A 15,272-nucleotide genomic window follows, 5' to 3' on the forward strand; every position below is an offset into this window, starting at 1 on the left:
CTCATTCGCCTGAGCGGGGGACTACTACGACCGCTTCATTTTTGCGCCAACGTCCCCAAAGACGATGACCAATGGCGGAATACATCGCGCCCGCAACCACGACAAACGCACCGAGATAGCCCAACAGGTTGAGCATCGGTCTGACGAAGACATCGGGCCAGGCCATTGATAACAAATCTGAAAATAACAGCGTAAACAGCGGGGTAAGCGTGATCAATGCGCTCACCTGTGCTGCCTGCCAGCGCGCCATCGCTTCCGCCAGCGCGCCATAACCGACCAGCGTGTTAAGCCCACAAAAAATGAGGCACGCCAGTTGCCAGTCGCTCAGCTGGGTAATGACGCCCGGCTTCGCTAACGGCAATAATGCCACTGTACACAAAGTGTACAGCAAAAAAAGGATCTGCTGTGAGGCCAGGCGACGCAATAACACCTTTTGCGCGACGCCATAGCTCACCCAGACCGTTGCTGCACCCACGCCGAAGATCACGCCCCAGGTGTAGTCCGTAAGCCGGGTAAAAATCTCGATCAGGCTGGTGTTGAAGAACATCACCAGGCCGCATAGCAGCATGCTTGCCCCGATAATCTGCGTCCCGCGCATCTTCTCTTTGAGGATGAACACGCTCGCGACCATCATGCCGACAGGCGAAAGCTGACCAATCACCTGAGACGCCGTAGGGCTCAAATACTGCAGGGAAGAGCTGAACAGGATAAAGTTACCGAACAGACCGCCCGTCGCAATGGCCAGTAACACCAGCCATCGAGGTTTGCGGAAGAGCCGTAGCGGTGGAAGCTTGCCTTTAACTGCAAGGATGGTCCCGAGACCAATGCTTGCCATCAGGAAGCGATAAAAGACCACCGTAGGCGGCTCCATCACTTCCAGTACCTGCTTCATTGCAATTGGCAGCGCACCCCAGCACATTGCGGTCGTGAGCGCCAAAAGAATACCAATGCCGGCCTGCTGCTTCATGCCCGTTTTCCCTACAGAAAATTTTCCGGGTTTCCAATGTAAAAAGCCCCGCAACACGTTGCGGGGCTTTAATCCGTTACCGGACCGAGAAAACCTTACTCAGCAACGATGCTGATGTATTTACGGTTGTTCGGGCCTTTAACTTCAAATTTCACTTTACCGTCTGCTTTAGCAAACAGAGTGTGGTCACGACCGCAACCTACGTTGTTGCCAGCGTGGAATTTGGTACCACGTTGACGAACGATGATGCTACCCGCCAGAACGGATTCGCCACCGAAACGCTTAACGCCCAGGCGTTTAGCTTCTGAATCGCGACCGTTACGTGTGGAGCCGCCAGCCTTTTTATGTGCCATTTAAATCTCTCCTCAGGTCTTAGGCGCTGATGCCAGTAATTTTCACATCAGTGAACCACTGACGGTGGCCCTGCTGCTTACGGTAGTGTTTACGACGACGAAACTTAACGATTTTAACTTTCTCGCCACGACCGTGTGCAACAACTTCAGCTTTGATAACGCCACCATCAACGAAAGGAACGCCGATTTTGACTTCTTCACCGTTTGCGATCATCAGAACTTCTGCGAACTCAACAGATTCGCCAGTTGCGATGTCCAGCTTTTCCAGGCGAACGGTCTGACCTTCGCTTACTCGGTGTTGTTTACCACCACTTTGGAAAACCGCGTACATATAAACTCCGCTTCCGCGCACGTCCTCGTATGAATCAGAGTGCGCTATAAATATTCACAATAGGGCGCGAATATTACGCAAAACGCGAGCCTTTGACAAGTGCTACCGTCAATACATGAAGAAAAAAAACACAACACGTACGGTAACGTTTATCTGAGCCGTTTTTTCAGTACAATCAGCACTACTATTGATAAACCGAAACCCTTCGTTACCCCATTGAAGATGGGATCAACAGGATAAAAAGCCCGGCTTTTGCGATGAATTTAGAAAAAATCAACGAGTTAACCGCGCAAGATATGGCGGGTGTAAATGCAGCAATCCTGGAGCAACTCAACTCTGACGTTCAGCTGATCAATCAGTTGGGCTATTACATTGTCAGCGGCGGCGGTAAACGCATTCGCCCGATGATTGCCATTCTGGCTGCCAGAGCCGTTGGCTATCAGGGAAATGCCCACGTGACGATCGCCGCGCTGATCGAATTTATTCACACCGCGACGCTTCTGCATGACGATGTTGTGGATGAATCCGATATGCGTCGTGGCAAAGCCACGGCAAACGCTGCCTTCGGGAACGCCGCCAGCGTTCTGGTCGGGGACTTTATCTATACCCGCGCCTTCCAGATGATGACCAGCCTGGGCTCTCTGAAAGTGCTCGAGGTGATGTCCGAAGCCGTCAACGTCATCGCTGAAGGCGAAGTGCTGCAGCTGATGAACGTCAATGACCCCGATATCACCGAAGAAAACTACATGCGCGTTATCTACAGCAAAACAGCGCGCCTGTTTGAAGCGGCCGCCCAGTGTTCCGGCATCCTGGCTGGCTGTTCCGAGGCGCAGGAAAAAGGACTGCAGGATTATGGACGCTACCTGGGTACTGCCTTCCAGCTGATTGATGATTTGCTGGACTACAGCGCGGACGGCGAAACGCTCGGCAAAAACGTTGGCGATGACCTGAATGAAGGCAAACCGACCCTGCCGCTGCTTCACGCGATGCGTAACGGAACGGCCGACCAGGCGAAAATGATCCGTGAGGCGATCGAACAGGGAAATGGCCGCCATCTTCTGGAACCTGTACTGGAAACGATGGCCATCTGCGGCTCGCTGGAATGGACCCGCCAGCGCGCTGAAGAAGAGGCTGACAAAGCCATCGAAGCTCTCCAGGTTATTCCAGACAGCCCATGGCGCGATGCTCTGATTGGTCTTGCCCATATCGCTGTTCAACGCGACCGTTAATCTTGCACCCACCTCCCCGTATCCATCGCGGGGAGGTTCAAAAACGCACCAGTAAATTCCGCATTCATGTAAATGAATCGGGTTAGAGCCCGCATGAATAAAGCCATGTCTTATTCTGAATATCCCTTCAAGTAACGCGAACTTTTTAGAACAAGAAGTCGAAATGGGTATAGTAAGCCAGTCGTTTCAGAAGAAACGGCGTAGGTGAATCCGAACTTAAGGACAGCGTTATGGATACGAAATTTATCGACTGGCATACGGCAGATATCATTGCGGCACTGCGCAAAAGAGGTACGTCACTTGCAGCAGAGTCCCGCCGCCATGGTCTGAGTTCTTCCACCCTGGCCAACGCCCTGACCCGCCCCTGGCCAAAGGGAGAATTGATTATCGCGACGGCGCTGGAAACGCACCCGTGGGTGATCTGGCCTTCACGTTATCACGATCCTGTTACTCATGAATTTATCGACAGAACGCGCATGATGCGCCAGAGAAAAGCAAAAACAGAACCGCAGGGATAACGGTTTTTTTGACAGGAATAGCAACCCCCCGGTCATTTCTGGCAGGGGGCTGCCGGAACGATTACTCGCCCTTCACACGCTCGATATTGGCACCCAGCGCGCGCAGTTTGTCTTCAATACGTTCATAGCCACGATCGATGTGATAAATACGATCCACCACCGTTGTGCCTTCCGCGATACAGCCCGCCAGCACCAGGCTTGCAGACGCACGCAGATCCGTTGCCATTACCTGAGCACCGGACAGTTTCTCAACGCCATGGCAAATCACGGTGTTACTTTCGATCTCAGCGTGTGCACCCATACGGATCAGTTCCGGTACGTGCATAAAACGGTTCTCGAAAATCGTCTCGGTAATCACACCGGTTCCTTCGGCAACCAGGTTCAGCAGAGTGAACTGTGCCTGCATATCGGTCGGGAATGCCGGATGCGGAGCCGTACGCACGGTCACCGCTTTAGGACGCTTGCCGTGCATGTCGAGGCTGATCCAGTCTTCACCGGTTTCAACATCGGCACCCGCTTCACGCAGCTTCGCCAGAACGGCATCCAGAGTGTCTGGCTGTGCATTACGGCAGACAATCTTACCGCCGGAAATGGCCGCAGCCACCAGGAAGGTGCCGGTTTCGATACGGTCCGGCAGAACGCGATACACACCACCGCCCAGACGCTCAACGCCTTCAATGGTGATGCGGTCAGTACCCTGGCCGGAAATCTTCGCGCCCAGCGCCACGAGGAAATTGGCGGTATCCACGATCTCCGGTTCGCGCGCGGCGTTTTCGATGATGGTGGTACCTTCTGCCAGCGTTGCAGCAGACATGATGGTGACGGTAGCGCCTACGCTCACTTTGTCCATGACAATGTGCGCGCCTTTCAGACGACCGTTGACGGAGGCCTTAACGTAACCCTCTTCCAGCTTGATCTCTGCGCCCAGTTTCTCCAGGCCAAAGATATGCAGGTCAACCGGACGCGCGCCGATGGCGCAACCACCCGGCAGCGAAACCTGACCCTGACCGAAACGTGCCACCAGCGGGCCAAGCGCCCAGATAGATGCACGCATGGTTTTAACCAGATCGTAAGGCGCAGAGAAGTTGTTCACGTTGCTGGCGTCGATCCAGACGGAACCGTTGCGCTCAACTTTAGTGCCCAACTGGGTGAGCAACTTCATGGTCGTGTCGATATCTTTCAGCTTCGGTACGTTCTGAATTTCTACCGGCTCTTCCGCGAGCAGCGCAGCAAAGAGGATTGGCAGCGCGGCGTTCTTCGCGCCAGAAATTGTGACTTCGCCCTGGAGACGCGTTGGCCCCTGTACACGAAATTTATCCATTGTGTGCTCTCTTATAAATTCAACCGTGCTGCGGGCCTGTCGCCCTCAGCTCAAAAACCGTTTAGTTTGCGATCGCGTGCCCACTCTTGCGGGGTGAACGCTTTAATCGACAGGGCGTGGATGCGGTTATCCGCAATATATTCCATCAGCGGCGCGTACACAGCCTGCTGCTTCTTCACACGGCTCATACCGTCGAACATCTCACCCACAGCAATAACCTGGAAGTGACTGCCATCGCCAGTGACGTGGGCTTCCTGAAGGGAGAGTGCATTCATCAGCACTGTCTGGATTTCATGATTTTCCATGGGCTCTTAATCATCTGATAGTGAAAACAAGCCCAACATCTTAGAGCAAAGTGGCGTCGTCTTAAACAAGCAAAAAGCCCCGACGATGAAACTGTCAGGGCTTTCGGAAGTAACGCACTGAAAATATTAACGAGGCAGTACGTCCTGAGGCAGATTGTAGAGTTGCGCAAGGGTAACGACATTTTCACTCGCGCCATGAAGCATGACGCTTGTTCCCTGCTTTTTGCCCACGGCAACCAGATGGGCGAGCAGCGCAACGCCTGCCGTATCCACCCGCGTGACGTCGGTTAAGTCGATAAGCGTCACGCCCTGCATCGCTTCCTGGCGTTTATCCCACAGTGGGTTCAGCAGATCCTGGTCCAGCTCACCGGACAGCCTTAACGTCTCACCTTCACGCGACCAGCGGAGTTGCTGCGACATTACTTCTTCTCGTCCAGGGTAATTTTCTGACGAGCAATGGACTGCAGCTGTGCGGTCAGGCCATCAATGCCCTTGGTGCGCAGCAGGTCGCTCCACTCGTTCTGCTTGGTGGTGATCATGCTTACGCCTTCGGCGATCATGTCATACGCCTGCCAGTGGCCGGTCTGGCTGTTTTTACGCCACTGGAAATCCAGGCGCACCGGCGGACGGCCGTTAGGATCGATGATCGTTACGCGAATAGGCACGATGGTCGCATCACCCAGCGGCTGCTCCGGGGCGATCTGATAGGTCTGACCGTGGTACATCGCCAGCGCCTGACCATACGCCTGCTTCAGGTATTCACGGAATGCGGCAAAATAGGCCTCACGCTGCGCCGGGGTGGCGTCTTTGTAATAGCGGCCCAGCACCAACGCTCCCGCATATTTGATCTGCACATACGGCAGCAGTTCCTGGTCAACCACGTCACGCAGATAGTCAGGATTCGCGCGAATTTTTGGCTGTTCGTTTTTGAGACGGTCGAAGGTTTTCTTCGCAGCTTCGTCCATCAGTTTGTACGGGTTGCTCTGATCCGCAGCATGTACCGCAGTGAGAGGGGCAATGACCAGCATGGCAACCATTAACAGTCGTTTAAACATGAATGACTTCTCCTGAATTAATTCGCAGCACCAGGGGTCGGCGCAACGTTGGTATGGTCTTCACTCTGCGCAGGGGCATCGTCAGACTTTTTATCATCCCCTTTACTGTTGTAAAGGAACTGACCAATCATGTCCTCCAGCACCATCGCGGACTTCGTATCCTGGATAACGCTACCGTCTTTAAGGATAGTCGTTCCCAGCTCAGGATCTTCAAAGCCGACGTTAAGTGCCAGATATTGTTCACCCAGCAGGCCGGAAGTACGGATAGAAAGGGAGCTGGTGTCCGGAATGTGGTTGTAACGTTCTTCGATATCCATCGCAACGCGCGGCAGATACGTTTTCTCATCGAGCGTAATGTCAGATACGCGGCCGATCACCACACCGCCAATGCGGACCGGTGAACGCGCCTTCAGCCCGCCGATGTTATCGAACGTGGCATAGATGCGATACGTCGGCTCGGTGCGTACTGAGGTGATATCCGCCGCTCTCAGGCAGATAAACAGCGCCGCCAGCAGCGCCAGCAGCAGGAAAACGCCGACCCAAATTTCATTTTTTCTCGTTTGCATGAACTCAATTCCCAAACATCAGTGCGGTGAGCACAAAATCCAGGCCCAGTACGGCCAGCGACGAATGTACGACAGTACGTGTAGTTGCACGGCTAATGCCCGCCGAGGTCGGGATGGCATCGTAACCATTGAACAATGCAATCCAGGTGACCGTAATGGCAAACACCACGCTTTTAATCAGGCAGTTAACCAGATCCATTCGCAGGTCGATGGCGTCCTGCATCGCAGACCAGAAGAAGCCGGCATCGATGCCTTTCCAGTGGACCCCAACCAGCGAACCGCCCCAGATCCCCACGGCGACAAACAGAATAGTCAGTAGCGGGAGCGAGATCACCCCCGCCCAGAAACGCGGCGAGATCACGCGACGCAGCGGATCGACCGCCATCATTTCCATGCTGGATAGCTGCTCGGTCGCACGCATCAGGCCAATCTCAGCCGTTAATGCCGACCCAGCGCGTCCGGCAAACAGCAGTGCCGCCACAACCGGACCCAATTCGCGCAGCAGCGAAAGCGCCACCAGCATTCCGAGGCTGGTTTCCGCACTGTAGGTTGTCAAAACAAGGTAGCCCTGCAGCCCCAGCACCATGCCGATAAACAGACCGGAAACAATAATGATGAGCATCGACAGCACGCCGACATTATAAAGCTGACGCACCAGCAGAGGGGCGTGCTTGCTAAACTCCGGCTTGCCGACCAGCGCGTTGAATAACATCAATCCGGCACGCCCGAACGTCCTGATGGTTTTTATGCCACGGTGTCCGAGAGCGGCCAACGCATTTAACAGCATGAGTGGCTTAACTCCCTATTCCCAGTAAATCGTCACGATAATCGCCCGCCGGGTAGCGGAACGGTACGGGTCCGTCAGCAATACCGTCGAGGAACTGCCGCACGCGTGGATCGCAATTTTCCTGCAGCGCCTGGGCGCTGCCGTGTGCAACGATCTTTTTGTCCGCCACGATATAGGCGTAATCGGCAATGCTCAACACTTCCGGTACATCGTGAGACACCACGATACAGGTGACGCCGAGCGCGCTGTTCAGTTCAGAGATGAGCTTTACCAGCACGCCCATCGTGATGGGATCCTGCCCGACGAACGGTTCGTCGAACATGATTAAATCGGGCTCTAATGCAATGGCTCGCGCCAGCGCGGCGCGGCGCGCCATCCCGCCGGACAGCTCCGAAGGCATTAGCTTCGCGGCTCCCCGCAACCCCACAGCTTCAAGCTTCATCATCACCGTGCTTTTCAGCAGCTCAGTCGGCAGGCTGGTATGCTCGCGCAGCGGATAGGCCACGTTATCAAAGACGTTCATGTCGGTGAACAACGCCCCCGACTGAAAGAGCATACTCATACGTTTGCGGACAGTATACAGGCGCGAGCGCGACATCTCCGGGACGTTTTCGCCATCGAAGAGGATTTCACCGCTATCCGGTGGGATCTGACCACCAATAAGGCGCAGGAGGGTCGTTTTACCGATCCCGGACGGCCCCATGATGGCGGTGATTTTGCCACGCGGTACGGTCAACGAAATATCATCGAATATCAGTCGATTGCCGCGAGAAAAACTCACACCGCGGACATCGACGATATTCGCCATCGTTTGGCTCATTTATAGTTCCTTTCTTACCCTGCTCACGTTAAGACGTGCAGCCTGAATCAGCCCTTAACCCCGCATTTTTACAGAATATTAGCCGTTGAGGTTAGCGAAAGCTGGCATTTGTTTTACTTTTCCGGCGCATAAAGTCAAAATTAGGAATTCGTTACGCCTCAGACCGTATGCAGTCCAGCCATTCCCGCGCGATGGACCGACAAGTATACCTGAAGAAAGGACTTTTGATGCTTTTAGCAACAGCACTGTTAATCATTGGTTTACTGTTAGTGGTCTACAGTGCTGACCGTTTAGTCTTTGCTGCATCTATCCTGTGTCGCCTGACGGGTGTACCGCCTGTAGTCATCGGGATGACCGTGGTCAGCGTTGGCACGTCACTTCCTGAAATCATCGTCTCCGTCTCGGCGTCGCTGCATGGTCAGTTAGACCTGGCAATTGGCACCGCGATTGGCTCTAACATCGTCAATATATTACTGATTTTAGGCCTTGCGGCACTGCTCCATCCATTTCGCGTGCATTCTGATGTTCTGCGCCGTGAATTGCCGCTAATGTTAGTCGTAAGCCTGCTGGCAGGGTGCGTATTTTATGATGGCGTATTGAGCTATAGCGACGGCATTTTCCTGCTGGCGTTGGCCGTCATCTGGTTACTGTATAGTGTTAAAATTGCCCGCCAGGCGGAAAAACAGGGTCAGGATAGCCTGACGCGTGAACAGGTTGCCGAACTCCCGCGGGAAGGCACGCTGCCGGTCGCCCTCCTCTGGCTTGGCGTTGCGCTGATTATCATGCCGATGGCAACGCGCATGGTCGTGGATAACGCGACGGTACTGGCGAACTATTTCGCCATGAGCGAACTGACGATTGGCCTGACGGTTATTGCTATCGGCACCAGCCTGCCGGAGCTGGCCACCGCCATTGCGGGGGCGCGTAAAGGGGAAGATGACATCGCCATTGGTAATATCATCGGCTCCAACATATTTAATATCGCGATTGTCATGGGCCTGCCGGCTCTGATTACGCCGGGGCCGTTTAATCCTCTGGCGTTTTCACGCGATTACGGGGTGATGTTGCTGGTCAGCGTGATATTTGCCCTGCTCTGCTGGCGGCGGCAACGCCAGATCGGCAAAGGCGCAGGCGCGCTGCTGACGGGTGGATTTATCGTATGGATGGCGATGCTGTACTGGCTCTCGCCTCTTCTCTCTGGGTAAACGGAAACGCATTATGTCGCAAATAGAATTGCAGCCGGGTTTTGACTTTCAGAAAGCAGGCAAAGAGGTTCTGGAGATTGAACGTGAAGGTCTGGCGCAGTTAGATCAGTACATTAATCAGGATTTTAGTCTGGCATGTGAGAAGATATTCTACTGTGCCGGGAAAGTCGTGGTGATGGGGATGGGCAAGTCCGGCCACATTGGGCGCAAAATGGCGGCAACGTTTGCCAGCACCGGAACCTCGTCCTTCTTTGTACACCCGGGGGAAGCCGCGCACGGCGACCTGGGGATGGTCACGCCGCAGGATGTCGTTATCGCGCTGTCCAACTCCGGTGAGTCCAATGAAATTCTGGCATTGATCCCCGTACTGAAGCGTCTGCAGGTGCCGCTGATTTGCATGACCAGCCGTCCGGAAAGTAGCATGGCGCGTGCAGCCGATATTCATCTGTGCGTTAAAGTACCGAAAGAGGCCTGCCCGCTCGGCCTGGCGCCAACATCCAGCACCACCGCCGCGCTGGTCATGGGCGATGCGCTTGCCGTCGCGCTGCTTGAAGCCCGCGGTTTTACGCCGGAAGATTTCGCGCTCTCCCATCCGGGCGGCGCGCTGGGGCGCAAGCTGCTGCTGCGGGTAAACGATATTATGCACACCGGGGATGAGATCCCTCACGTCAGCAAAGAAGCCTCCCTGCGTGATGCGCTGCTGGAAATCACCCGTAAGAATCTGGGTATGACGGTCGTGTGCGACGATCTGATGAAAATTCAGGGGATCTTCACCGATGGCGACCTGCGTCGCGTGTTCGACATGGGTGTAGATGTCCGCACGCTCGGCATTGCCGATGTGATGACGCCCGGCGGCATTCGCGTGCGTCCGGGAACGCTGGCCGTGGATGTGCTGAACCTGATGCAGTCCCGCCATATCACCTCCGTTATGGTTGCCGATGGCGACCAGTTGCTGGGTGTGGTACATATGCATGATCTGCTGCGCGCTGGCGTAGTGTAATAAAGGATAAGACAATGAGTAATGCGGGTGCATCCCTTGCAACCTGTTATGGTCCGGTCAGTACCCAGATGATGGCAAAGGCGGAAAATATTCGTCTGCTCATTCTGGATGTGGATGGCGTACTTTCCGATGGCCTGATTTACATGGGCAATAATGGTGAAGAGCTGAAAGCGTTTAACGTTCGCGACGGCTACGGTATCCGCTGTGCGCTCACCTCGGGTATCGAGGTTGCTATCATCACCGGACGAAAAGCTAAACTGGTAGAAGACCGCTGTGAAACCTTAGGCATTACCCATCTTTACCAGGGTCAATCCGATAAGATGGCAGCGTTCAATGATTTACTGGGTAAACTGGCTATCGCACCGGAAAACGTGGCCTACGTCGGGGACGACCTGATTGACTGGCCGGTGATGGCTGAAGTCGGTCTCAGCATCGCGGTTGCTGATGCTCATCCGCTGTTAATCCCGCGCGCTGACTACGTTACCCACATCAACGGTGGCCGGGGTGCCGTCCGTGAAGTCTGCGATCTGCTTCTGCTGGCGCAGGGCAAGCTTGATGAAGCCAAAGGGCAATCGATATGAGTAAAACCAGACGTTGGGTTATCATTCTGCTTTCGCTTGTCGCACTGGTATTGATTGGCGTGAACCTTGCCGATCGCGACGATACGCAAACGGAAGTCGTCAACAATAACGATCCAACCTATAAAAGCGATCACAGTGACACCGTGGTCTATAGCCCGGAAGGTGCGCTGAATTATCGCCTGATTGCCCAGCACGTTGAATACTTTTCCGATGACGGCGTTTCGTGGTTTACCCAACCTGTCATGACCACTTTCGATAAAGACAAAGTGCCGACGTGGTCAATTAAGTCAGATCGGGCCAAACTGACAAATGACCGTATGCTTTATCTGTATGGCCACGTTGAAGTCAACGCCCTGACCGCTGACTCGCAACTGCGAAAAATTACGACGGATAATGCCCAGATCAACCTGGTAACCCAGGACGTGACGTCGCAGGATCTGGTCACACTGTATGGCACAACATTTAATTCCAGCGGTTTAAGAATGCGCGGGAACTTACGCAGCAAGAACGCCGAGCTGATTGAAAAGGTTAGAACCTCCTATGAAATTCAAAACAAACAAACTCAGCCTTAAAGTAATTATCGCCAGCGCGATGCTGGCGGCCAGTCTCCCCGCGCTTGCTGTAACGGGCGATACCGACCAGCCGATCCATATCGAGTCCGACACTCAGTCTCTCGATATGCAGGGTAACGTCGTCACCTTCACGGGTAACGTCGTCATGACTCAGGGGACCATCAAAATTAACGCCGATAAAGTGGTCGTTACCCGTCCGGGCGGCGAGCAGGGCAAAGAGATCATTGATGGTTACGGCAACCCGGCCACCTTCTACCAGATGCAGGACAACGGCAAGCCGGTGAAGGGCCACGCCTCGCATATGCACTATGAGCTGGCGAAGGACCTGGTCATCCTGACCGGAAACGCGTATCTGGAACAGCTGGACAGCAATATTACCGGTGACCAGATTACCTATCTGGTGAAAGAGCAAAAAATGCAGGCCTCCAGCGAGAAAGGCAAACGCGTAACCACCGTGCTGGTTCCGTCGCAGCTGCAGGACAAAGGCAAGGGCCAGGCCCCGGCACAGAAGAAGAGTAACTAATTCGCTATGGCAACATTAACTGCAAAAAATCTCGCGAAGGCCTATAAGGGCCGCCGTGTCGTAGAAGATGTCAGTCTGACCGTCAACTCCGGCGAAATTGTGGGCCTGCTTGGCCCGAACGGTGCGGGTAAAACCACCACCTTCTACATGGTGGTGGGCATTGTGCCGCGCGATGCCGGCAACATTATTATTGACGATGAAGATATCAGCCTGCTGCCGCTGCACGCGCGCGCGCGCCGTGGCATCGGCTATCTGCCGCAGGAAGCCTCTATTTTCCGTCGTCTGAGCGTCTTTGATAACCTGATGGCAGTCCTGCAAATTCGCGACGACCTGACCAACGAACAGCGTCAGGATCGTGCCAACGAGCTGATGGAAGAGTTTCATATCGAACACCTGCGCGACAGCCTGGGCCAGGCCTTGTCCGGGGGGGAACGCCGTCGTGTTGAGATTGCGCGCGCGCTGGCCGCCAATCCGAAGTTTATCCTTCTGGATGAACCGTTTGCGGGCGTTGACCCGATCTCCGTTATCGACATTAAACGCATTATCGAGCATCTGCGTGACAGCGGACTTGGCGTGCTGATCACAGACCACAACGTTCGTGAAACGCTGGCGGTATGTGAACGCGCGTATATCGTGAGCCAGGGCAATCTGATCGCTCACGGTACGCCGCAGCAGATCCTCGAAGACGATCATGTTAAGCGCGTCTATCTTGGGGAAGACTTCAGACTCTGATAGGGTAGAGGTAACGTAACGCCGAACCGGAGAAAAATGCTCTGAACATGAAGCAAGGTTTGCAATTAAGGCTCAGCCAACAGCTGGCGATGACGCCGCAGTTACAGCAGGCAATTCGTCTGTTGCAACTGTCCACCTTAGAACTCCAGCAGGAGCTCCAGCAGGCGCTGGACAGCAATCCCCTGCTGGAGCAAGCCGATCTTCATGACGAGGTAGATACCCAGCAGTCACAGGACACAGAAGCGCTCGACACCGCGGATGCACTCGAACAAAAAGAGATGCCGGACGAGCTTCCGCTGGATGCCAGCTGGGATGAAATCTATACCGCCGGGACCCCTTCCGGCACGCGTGCAGACTACCAGGACGACGAGCTACCGGTCTACCAGGGCGAAACCACCCAGTCGCTGCAGGATTACCTGATGTGGCAGGTAGAGCTTACCCCCTTCTCCGATACCGACCGCGCTATTGCCACGTCGATTGTCGACGCCGTTGATGACACCGGTTATTTGACCGTCACGCTGGACGACATTCTGGAAAGCATGGGCGATGAAGAGATTGAGATTGAGGAGATTGAAGCGGTACTGAAACGCATTCAGCGCTTCGATCCGGTCGGGGTGGCCGCGAAGGACCTGCGTGACTGTCTGCTGATCCAGCTTTCTCAGTTCAGCAAAGAGACGCCGTGGCTCGACGAGGCACGCTTAATCATCAGCGATCATCTGGATCTTCTGGCTAACCACGATTTCCGCACCCTGATGCGCGTGACGCGCCTGAAGGAAGAGGTGCTGAAAGAGGCGGTAAATCTGATCCAGTCCCTCGATCCGCGTCCCGGTCAGTCGATCCAGACCAGCGAACCCGAGTACGTTATCCCGGACGTGCTGGTCAGAAAACACAATGACCGCTGGGTCGTTGAACTGAACTCTGACAGCATCCCTCGCCTGCAAATCAACCAGCAGTACGCCTCCATGTGTACCAGCGCGCGCAACGACTCCGACAATCAATATATTCGCAGCAATCTTCAGGAAGCGCGATGGTTGATCAAGAGCCTGGAGAGCCGGAATGATACCCTGCTTCGCGTGAGCCGCTGCATCGTCGAACAGCAGCAGGCCTTCTTTGAGCAGGGCGAAGAGTATATGAAGCCGATGGTGCTGGCGGATATCGCCCAGGCCGTCGAGATGCATGAATCCACTATTTCCCGCGTTACTACGCAGAAGTATCTGCACAGTCCGCGCGGTATTTTTGAGCTTAAGTATTTCTTCTCCAGCCACGTGAACACCGAGGGTGGCGGCGAAGCCTCCTCAACGGCGATTCGCGCCCTGGTGAAGAAGTTGATCGCCGCGGAGAACCCCGCGAAGCCACTAAGTGACAGTAAGTTGACCACCATGCTGTCCGATCAGGGTATTATGGTGGCACGTCGTACTGTTGCGAAGTATCGAGAGTCTTTATCCATTCCGCCGTCTAACCAGCGTAAACAGCTGGTCTGACACAACCGATAAGGAAGACACTATGCAGCTCAATATCACAGGACATAACGTCGAGATTACTGAGGCTTTACGTGACTTCGTGAACGCTAAGTTCGCGAAACTCGAGCAGTATTTCGAAAGGATCAATCAGGTCTACGTTGTGTTAAAAGTGGAGAAAGTGACTCATATCTCGGATGCAACCCTGCATGTTAACGGGGGTGAACTCCATGCCAGTGCGGAAGGGCAAGACATGTACGCGGCTATCGACGGCTTGATTGACAAGCTTGCGCGACAGCTCAATAAACATAAAGATAAACTGAAACAACACTAATTGTCCGGGCAGTTAACGGGTGCAGGACGGCCTGTTGTGAAACACAACGGGCCATTTGTACAGTTAGCGCTTAGGTGAAATTATGATGAACAACGATTCCGCTCTTCAACTGAGCAATGTCCTTAACCAGGAATGTACCCGCAGTGCCGTTCACTGCCAGAGCAAAAAACGTGCGCTGGAGATCATCAGTGAATTGGCTGCAAAACAGCTGGGCCTGCCGCCGCAGGTGGTGTTCGAAGCCATTCTGACCCGTGAAAAGATGGGCAGTACCGGTATCGGCAACGGCATCGCGATCCCGCACGGCAAGCTGGAAGAGGACACCCTGCGTGCCGTCGGTGTGTTTGTGCAGTTGGAAACACCAATCGCTTTTGACGCCATTGATAACCAGCCCGTCGATCTCCTCTTCGCGCTGTTGGTGCCTGCCGACCAGACCAAGACCCACCTGCATACGCTTTCGCTGGTTGCTAAACGTCTGGCGGATAAAACCATCTGCCGTCGACTGCGCTCAGCCCAAAGTGATGAAGAGCTTTATCAAATTATCACTGAAGCAGAAGGCAATCAGGATGACGCATAACCAGGTGATGGCCTTCACATCTGTTGTCCTGAGGAGAAACGG

At 54.3% G+C, this 15,272-nt stretch carries 21 protein-coding genes; 11 read left to right on the forward strand and 10 right to left on the reverse strand.

All coding sequences use genetic code 11. The annotated features are described in order from the left end of the window. Position 1 precedes the first annotated feature (1 nt). The 3 genes from IM265_RS13695 to rplU form a co-directional block, all read right to left on the reverse strand. Positions 2–967, reverse strand: a complete 966-nt coding sequence (locus IM265_RS13695; protein WP_028014557.1) for a DMT family transporter — start codon at positions 965–967, stop codon at positions 2–4. 95 nt (positions 968–1,062) lie between these two features. Further along, entirely contained in the window at positions 1,063–1,320 is a 258-nt protein-coding gene (rpmA, locus tag IM265_RS13700; protein WP_004385076.1) for a 50S ribosomal protein L27, read from the reverse strand. Between the two features lie 19 nt (positions 1,321–1,339). Further along, positions 1,340–1,651, reverse strand: a complete 312-nt coding sequence (gene rplU / locus IM265_RS13705) for a 50S ribosomal protein L21 (RefSeq protein ID WP_003025032.1) — start codon at positions 1,649–1,651, stop codon at positions 1,340–1,342. A 257-nt stretch (positions 1,652–1,908) separates the two neighbouring features. Between rplU and ispB the strand changes: the two genes are divergently transcribed. Together ispB and sfsB are read left to right on the forward strand one after the other, a co-directional pair. After that, positions 1,909–2,880: an octaprenyl diphosphate synthase gene (gene ispB / locus IM265_RS13710; RefSeq protein ID WP_028014558.1), complete on the forward strand. Its 972-nt coding sequence runs from the start codon at positions 1,909–1,911 to the stop codon at positions 2,878–2,880. Positions 2,881–3,110: 230 nt separating this feature from the next. Next, positions 3,111–3,398 (forward strand): DNA-binding transcriptional regulator SfsB, encoded by a 288-nt coding sequence (sfsB, locus tag IM265_RS13715; protein ID WP_028014559.1) that lies wholly within the window; start codon positions 3,111–3,113, stop codon positions 3,396–3,398. A gap of 61 nt (positions 3,399–3,459) precedes the next feature. On the opposite strand, the gene murA is transcribed toward sfsB, so the two are convergent. From murA to mlaF, 7 genes are all read right to left on the reverse strand, one after another. Beyond that, positions 3,460–4,719 carry a UDP-N-acetylglucosamine 1-carboxyvinyltransferase gene (gene murA / locus IM265_RS13720; protein ID WP_028014560.1) on the reverse strand — a complete coding sequence of 420 codons (1,260 nt, stop codon included), beginning with the start codon at positions 4,717–4,719 and terminating at the stop codon, positions 3,460–3,462. Between the two features lie 50 nt (positions 4,720–4,769). Beyond that, positions 4,770–5,024 (reverse strand): BolA family iron metabolism protein IbaG, encoded by a 255-nt coding sequence (gene ibaG, locus IM265_RS13725; RefSeq protein WP_008501458.1) that lies wholly within the window; start codon positions 5,022–5,024, stop codon positions 4,770–4,772. A 126-nt stretch (positions 5,025–5,150) separates the two neighbouring features. Continuing rightward, a complete protein-coding gene (mlaB, locus tag IM265_RS13730) occupies positions 5,151–5,444 on the reverse strand; it encodes a lipid asymmetry maintenance protein MlaB (RefSeq protein ID WP_193031352.1) in 294 nt (97 codons plus the stop codon). Next, positions 5,444–6,079: a phospholipid-binding protein MlaC gene (gene mlaC / locus IM265_RS13735; RefSeq protein WP_047367051.1), complete on the reverse strand. Its 636-nt coding sequence runs from the start codon at positions 6,077–6,079 to the stop codon at positions 5,444–5,446. The genes mlaB and mlaC overlap by 1 nt, the downstream gene beginning before the upstream one ends. Positions 6,080–6,096: 17 nt before the next feature. Next, the gene (gene mlaD, locus IM265_RS13740) at positions 6,097–6,645 is read right to left on the reverse strand and encodes an outer membrane lipid asymmetry maintenance protein MlaD (protein ID WP_041911946.1); all 549 of its coding nucleotides are present in this window, start codon (positions 6,643–6,645) and stop codon (positions 6,097–6,099) included. A gap of 4 nt (positions 6,646–6,649) precedes the next feature. Continuing rightward, on the reverse strand, positions 6,650–7,432 hold the full coding sequence (mlaE, locus tag IM265_RS13745; protein ID WP_028014564.1) for a lipid asymmetry maintenance ABC transporter permease subunit MlaE: 783 nt from the start codon (positions 7,430–7,432) through the stop codon (positions 6,650–6,652). Between the two features lie 7 nt (positions 7,433–7,439). Continuing rightward, positions 7,440–8,252: a phospholipid ABC transporter ATP-binding protein MlaF gene (mlaF, locus tag IM265_RS13750; protein ID WP_193031350.1), complete on the reverse strand. Its 813-nt coding sequence runs from the start codon at positions 8,250–8,252 to the stop codon at positions 7,440–7,442. A gap of 227 nt (positions 8,253–8,479) precedes the next feature. Here mlaF and IM265_RS13755 point away from each other — a divergent pair, with 227 nt between their 5' ends. The 9 genes from IM265_RS13755 to ptsN all read left to right on the forward strand — a co-directional run bounded on the left by IM265_RS13755 (position 8,480) and on the right by ptsN (position 15,230). Beyond that, positions 8,480–9,457, forward strand: a complete 978-nt coding sequence (locus IM265_RS13755; RefSeq protein ID WP_028014566.1) for a calcium/sodium antiporter — start codon at positions 8,480–8,482, stop codon at positions 9,455–9,457. 13 nt (positions 9,458–9,470) lie between these two features. After that, entirely contained in the window at positions 9,471–10,457 is a 987-nt protein-coding gene (gene kdsD, locus IM265_RS13760; protein WP_028014567.1) for an arabinose-5-phosphate isomerase KdsD, read from the forward strand. A 14-nt stretch (positions 10,458–10,471) separates the two neighbouring features. Next, positions 10,472–11,038, forward strand: a complete 567-nt coding sequence (gene kdsC, locus IM265_RS13765) for a 3-deoxy-manno-octulosonate-8-phosphatase KdsC (RefSeq protein WP_025756695.1) — start codon at positions 10,472–10,474, stop codon at positions 11,036–11,038. Beyond that, the gene (gene lptC / locus IM265_RS13770) at positions 11,035–11,610 is read left to right on the forward strand and encodes an LPS export ABC transporter periplasmic protein LptC (protein ID WP_028014568.1); all 576 of its coding nucleotides are present in this window, start codon (positions 11,035–11,037) and stop codon (positions 11,608–11,610) included. Before kdsC ends, lptC begins: the two co-directional genes overlap by 4 nt. Then, the gene (gene lptA, locus IM265_RS13775) at positions 11,579–12,133 is read left to right on the forward strand and encodes a lipopolysaccharide ABC transporter substrate-binding protein LptA (RefSeq protein WP_028014569.1); all 555 of its coding nucleotides are present in this window, start codon (positions 11,579–11,581) and stop codon (positions 12,131–12,133) included. The genes lptC and lptA overlap by 32 nt, the downstream gene beginning before the upstream one ends. A gap of 6 nt (positions 12,134–12,139) precedes the next feature. Beyond that, entirely contained in the window at positions 12,140–12,865 is a 726-nt protein-coding gene (gene lptB, locus IM265_RS13780) for an LPS export ABC transporter ATP-binding protein (RefSeq protein WP_028014570.1), read from the forward strand. Positions 12,866–12,912: 47 nt separating this feature from the next. Continuing rightward, complete coding sequence (gene rpoN / locus IM265_RS13785; RefSeq protein WP_028014571.1) at positions 12,913–14,346, forward strand: RNA polymerase factor sigma-54; 1,434 nt, start codon at positions 12,913–12,915, stop codon at positions 14,344–14,346. Between the two features lie 22 nt (positions 14,347–14,368). Beyond that, positions 14,369–14,656 (forward strand): ribosome hibernation promoting factor, encoded by a 288-nt coding sequence (hpf, locus tag IM265_RS13790; protein ID WP_014171818.1) that lies wholly within the window; start codon positions 14,369–14,371, stop codon positions 14,654–14,656. A gap of 82 nt (positions 14,657–14,738) precedes the next feature. Then, positions 14,739–15,230, forward strand: a complete 492-nt coding sequence (gene ptsN, locus IM265_RS13795) for a PTS IIA-like nitrogen regulatory protein PtsN (RefSeq protein WP_008501443.1) — start codon at positions 14,739–14,741, stop codon at positions 15,228–15,230. Positions 15,231–15,272 lie beyond the last annotated feature (42 nt).

Source organism: Enterobacter cloacae complex sp. P17RS, assembly GCF_014895885.1.
In the GTDB taxonomy this organism is placed as follows: domain Bacteria; phylum Pseudomonadota; class Gammaproteobacteria; order Enterobacterales; family Enterobacteriaceae; genus Enterobacter; species Enterobacter bugandensis.

Coding starts and splice junctions, on each gene's coding strand:
- kdsD (WP_028014567.1), top strand. CDS start 9,471: ATGTCGCAAATAGAATTGCAGCCGGGTTTTGACTTTCAGAAAGCAGGC.
- sfsB (WP_028014559.1), top strand. CDS start 3,111: ATGGATACGAAATTTATCGACTGGCATACGGCAGATATCATTGCGGCA.
- mlaE (WP_028014564.1), bottom strand. CDS start 7,432: ATGCTGTTAAATGCGTTGGCCGCTCTCGGACACCGTGGCATAAAAACC.
- mlaC (WP_047367051.1), bottom strand. CDS start 6,079: ATGTTTAAACGACTGTTAATGGTTGCCATGCTGGTCATTGCCCCTCTC.
- ibaG (WP_008501458.1), bottom strand. CDS start 5,024: ATGGAAAATCATGAAATCCAGACAGTGCTGATGAATGCACTCTCCCTT.
- lptC (WP_028014568.1), top strand. CDS start 11,035: ATGAGTAAAACCAGACGTTGGGTTATCATTCTGCTTTCGCTTGTCGCA.
- lptB (WP_028014570.1), top strand. CDS start 12,140: ATGGCAACATTAACTGCAAAAAATCTCGCGAAGGCCTATAAGGGCCGC.
- lptA (WP_028014569.1), top strand. CDS start 11,579: ATGAAATTCAAAACAAACAAACTCAGCCTTAAAGTAATTATCGCCAGC.
- IM265_RS13755 (WP_028014566.1), top strand. CDS start 8,480: ATGCTTTTAGCAACAGCACTGTTAATCATTGGTTTACTGTTAGTGGTC.
- rpmA (WP_004385076.1), bottom strand. CDS start 1,320: ATGGCACATAAAAAGGCTGGCGGCTCCACACGTAACGGTCGCGATTCA.
- ispB (WP_028014558.1), top strand. CDS start 1,909: ATGAATTTAGAAAAAATCAACGAGTTAACCGCGCAAGATATGGCGGGT.
- mlaD (WP_041911946.1), bottom strand. CDS start 6,645: ATGCAAACGAGAAAAAATGAAATTTGGGTCGGCGTTTTCCTGCTGCTG.
- IM265_RS13695 (WP_028014557.1), bottom strand. CDS start 967: ATGAAGCAGCAGGCCGGCATTGGTATTCTTTTGGCGCTCACGACCGCA.
- rpoN (WP_028014571.1), top strand. CDS start 12,913: ATGAAGCAAGGTTTGCAATTAAGGCTCAGCCAACAGCTGGCGATGACG.
- murA (WP_028014560.1), bottom strand. CDS start 4,719: ATGGATAAATTTCGTGTACAGGGGCCAACGCGTCTCCAGGGCGAAGTC.
- kdsC (WP_025756695.1), top strand. CDS start 10,472: ATGAGTAATGCGGGTGCATCCCTTGCAACCTGTTATGGTCCGGTCAGT.
- rplU (WP_003025032.1), bottom strand. CDS start 1,651: ATGTACGCGGTTTTCCAAAGTGGTGGTAAACAACACCGAGTAAGCGAA.
- hpf (WP_014171818.1), top strand. CDS start 14,369: ATGCAGCTCAATATCACAGGACATAACGTCGAGATTACTGAGGCTTTA.
- mlaF (WP_193031350.1), bottom strand. CDS start 8,252: ATGAGCCAAACGATGGCGAATATCGTCGATGTCCGCGGTGTGAGTTTT.
- ptsN (WP_008501443.1), top strand. CDS start 14,739: ATGATGAACAACGATTCCGCTCTTCAACTGAGCAATGTCCTTAACCAG.
- mlaB (WP_193031352.1), bottom strand. CDS start 5,444: ATGTCGCAGCAACTCCGCTGGTCGCGTGAAGGTGAGACGTTAAGGCTG.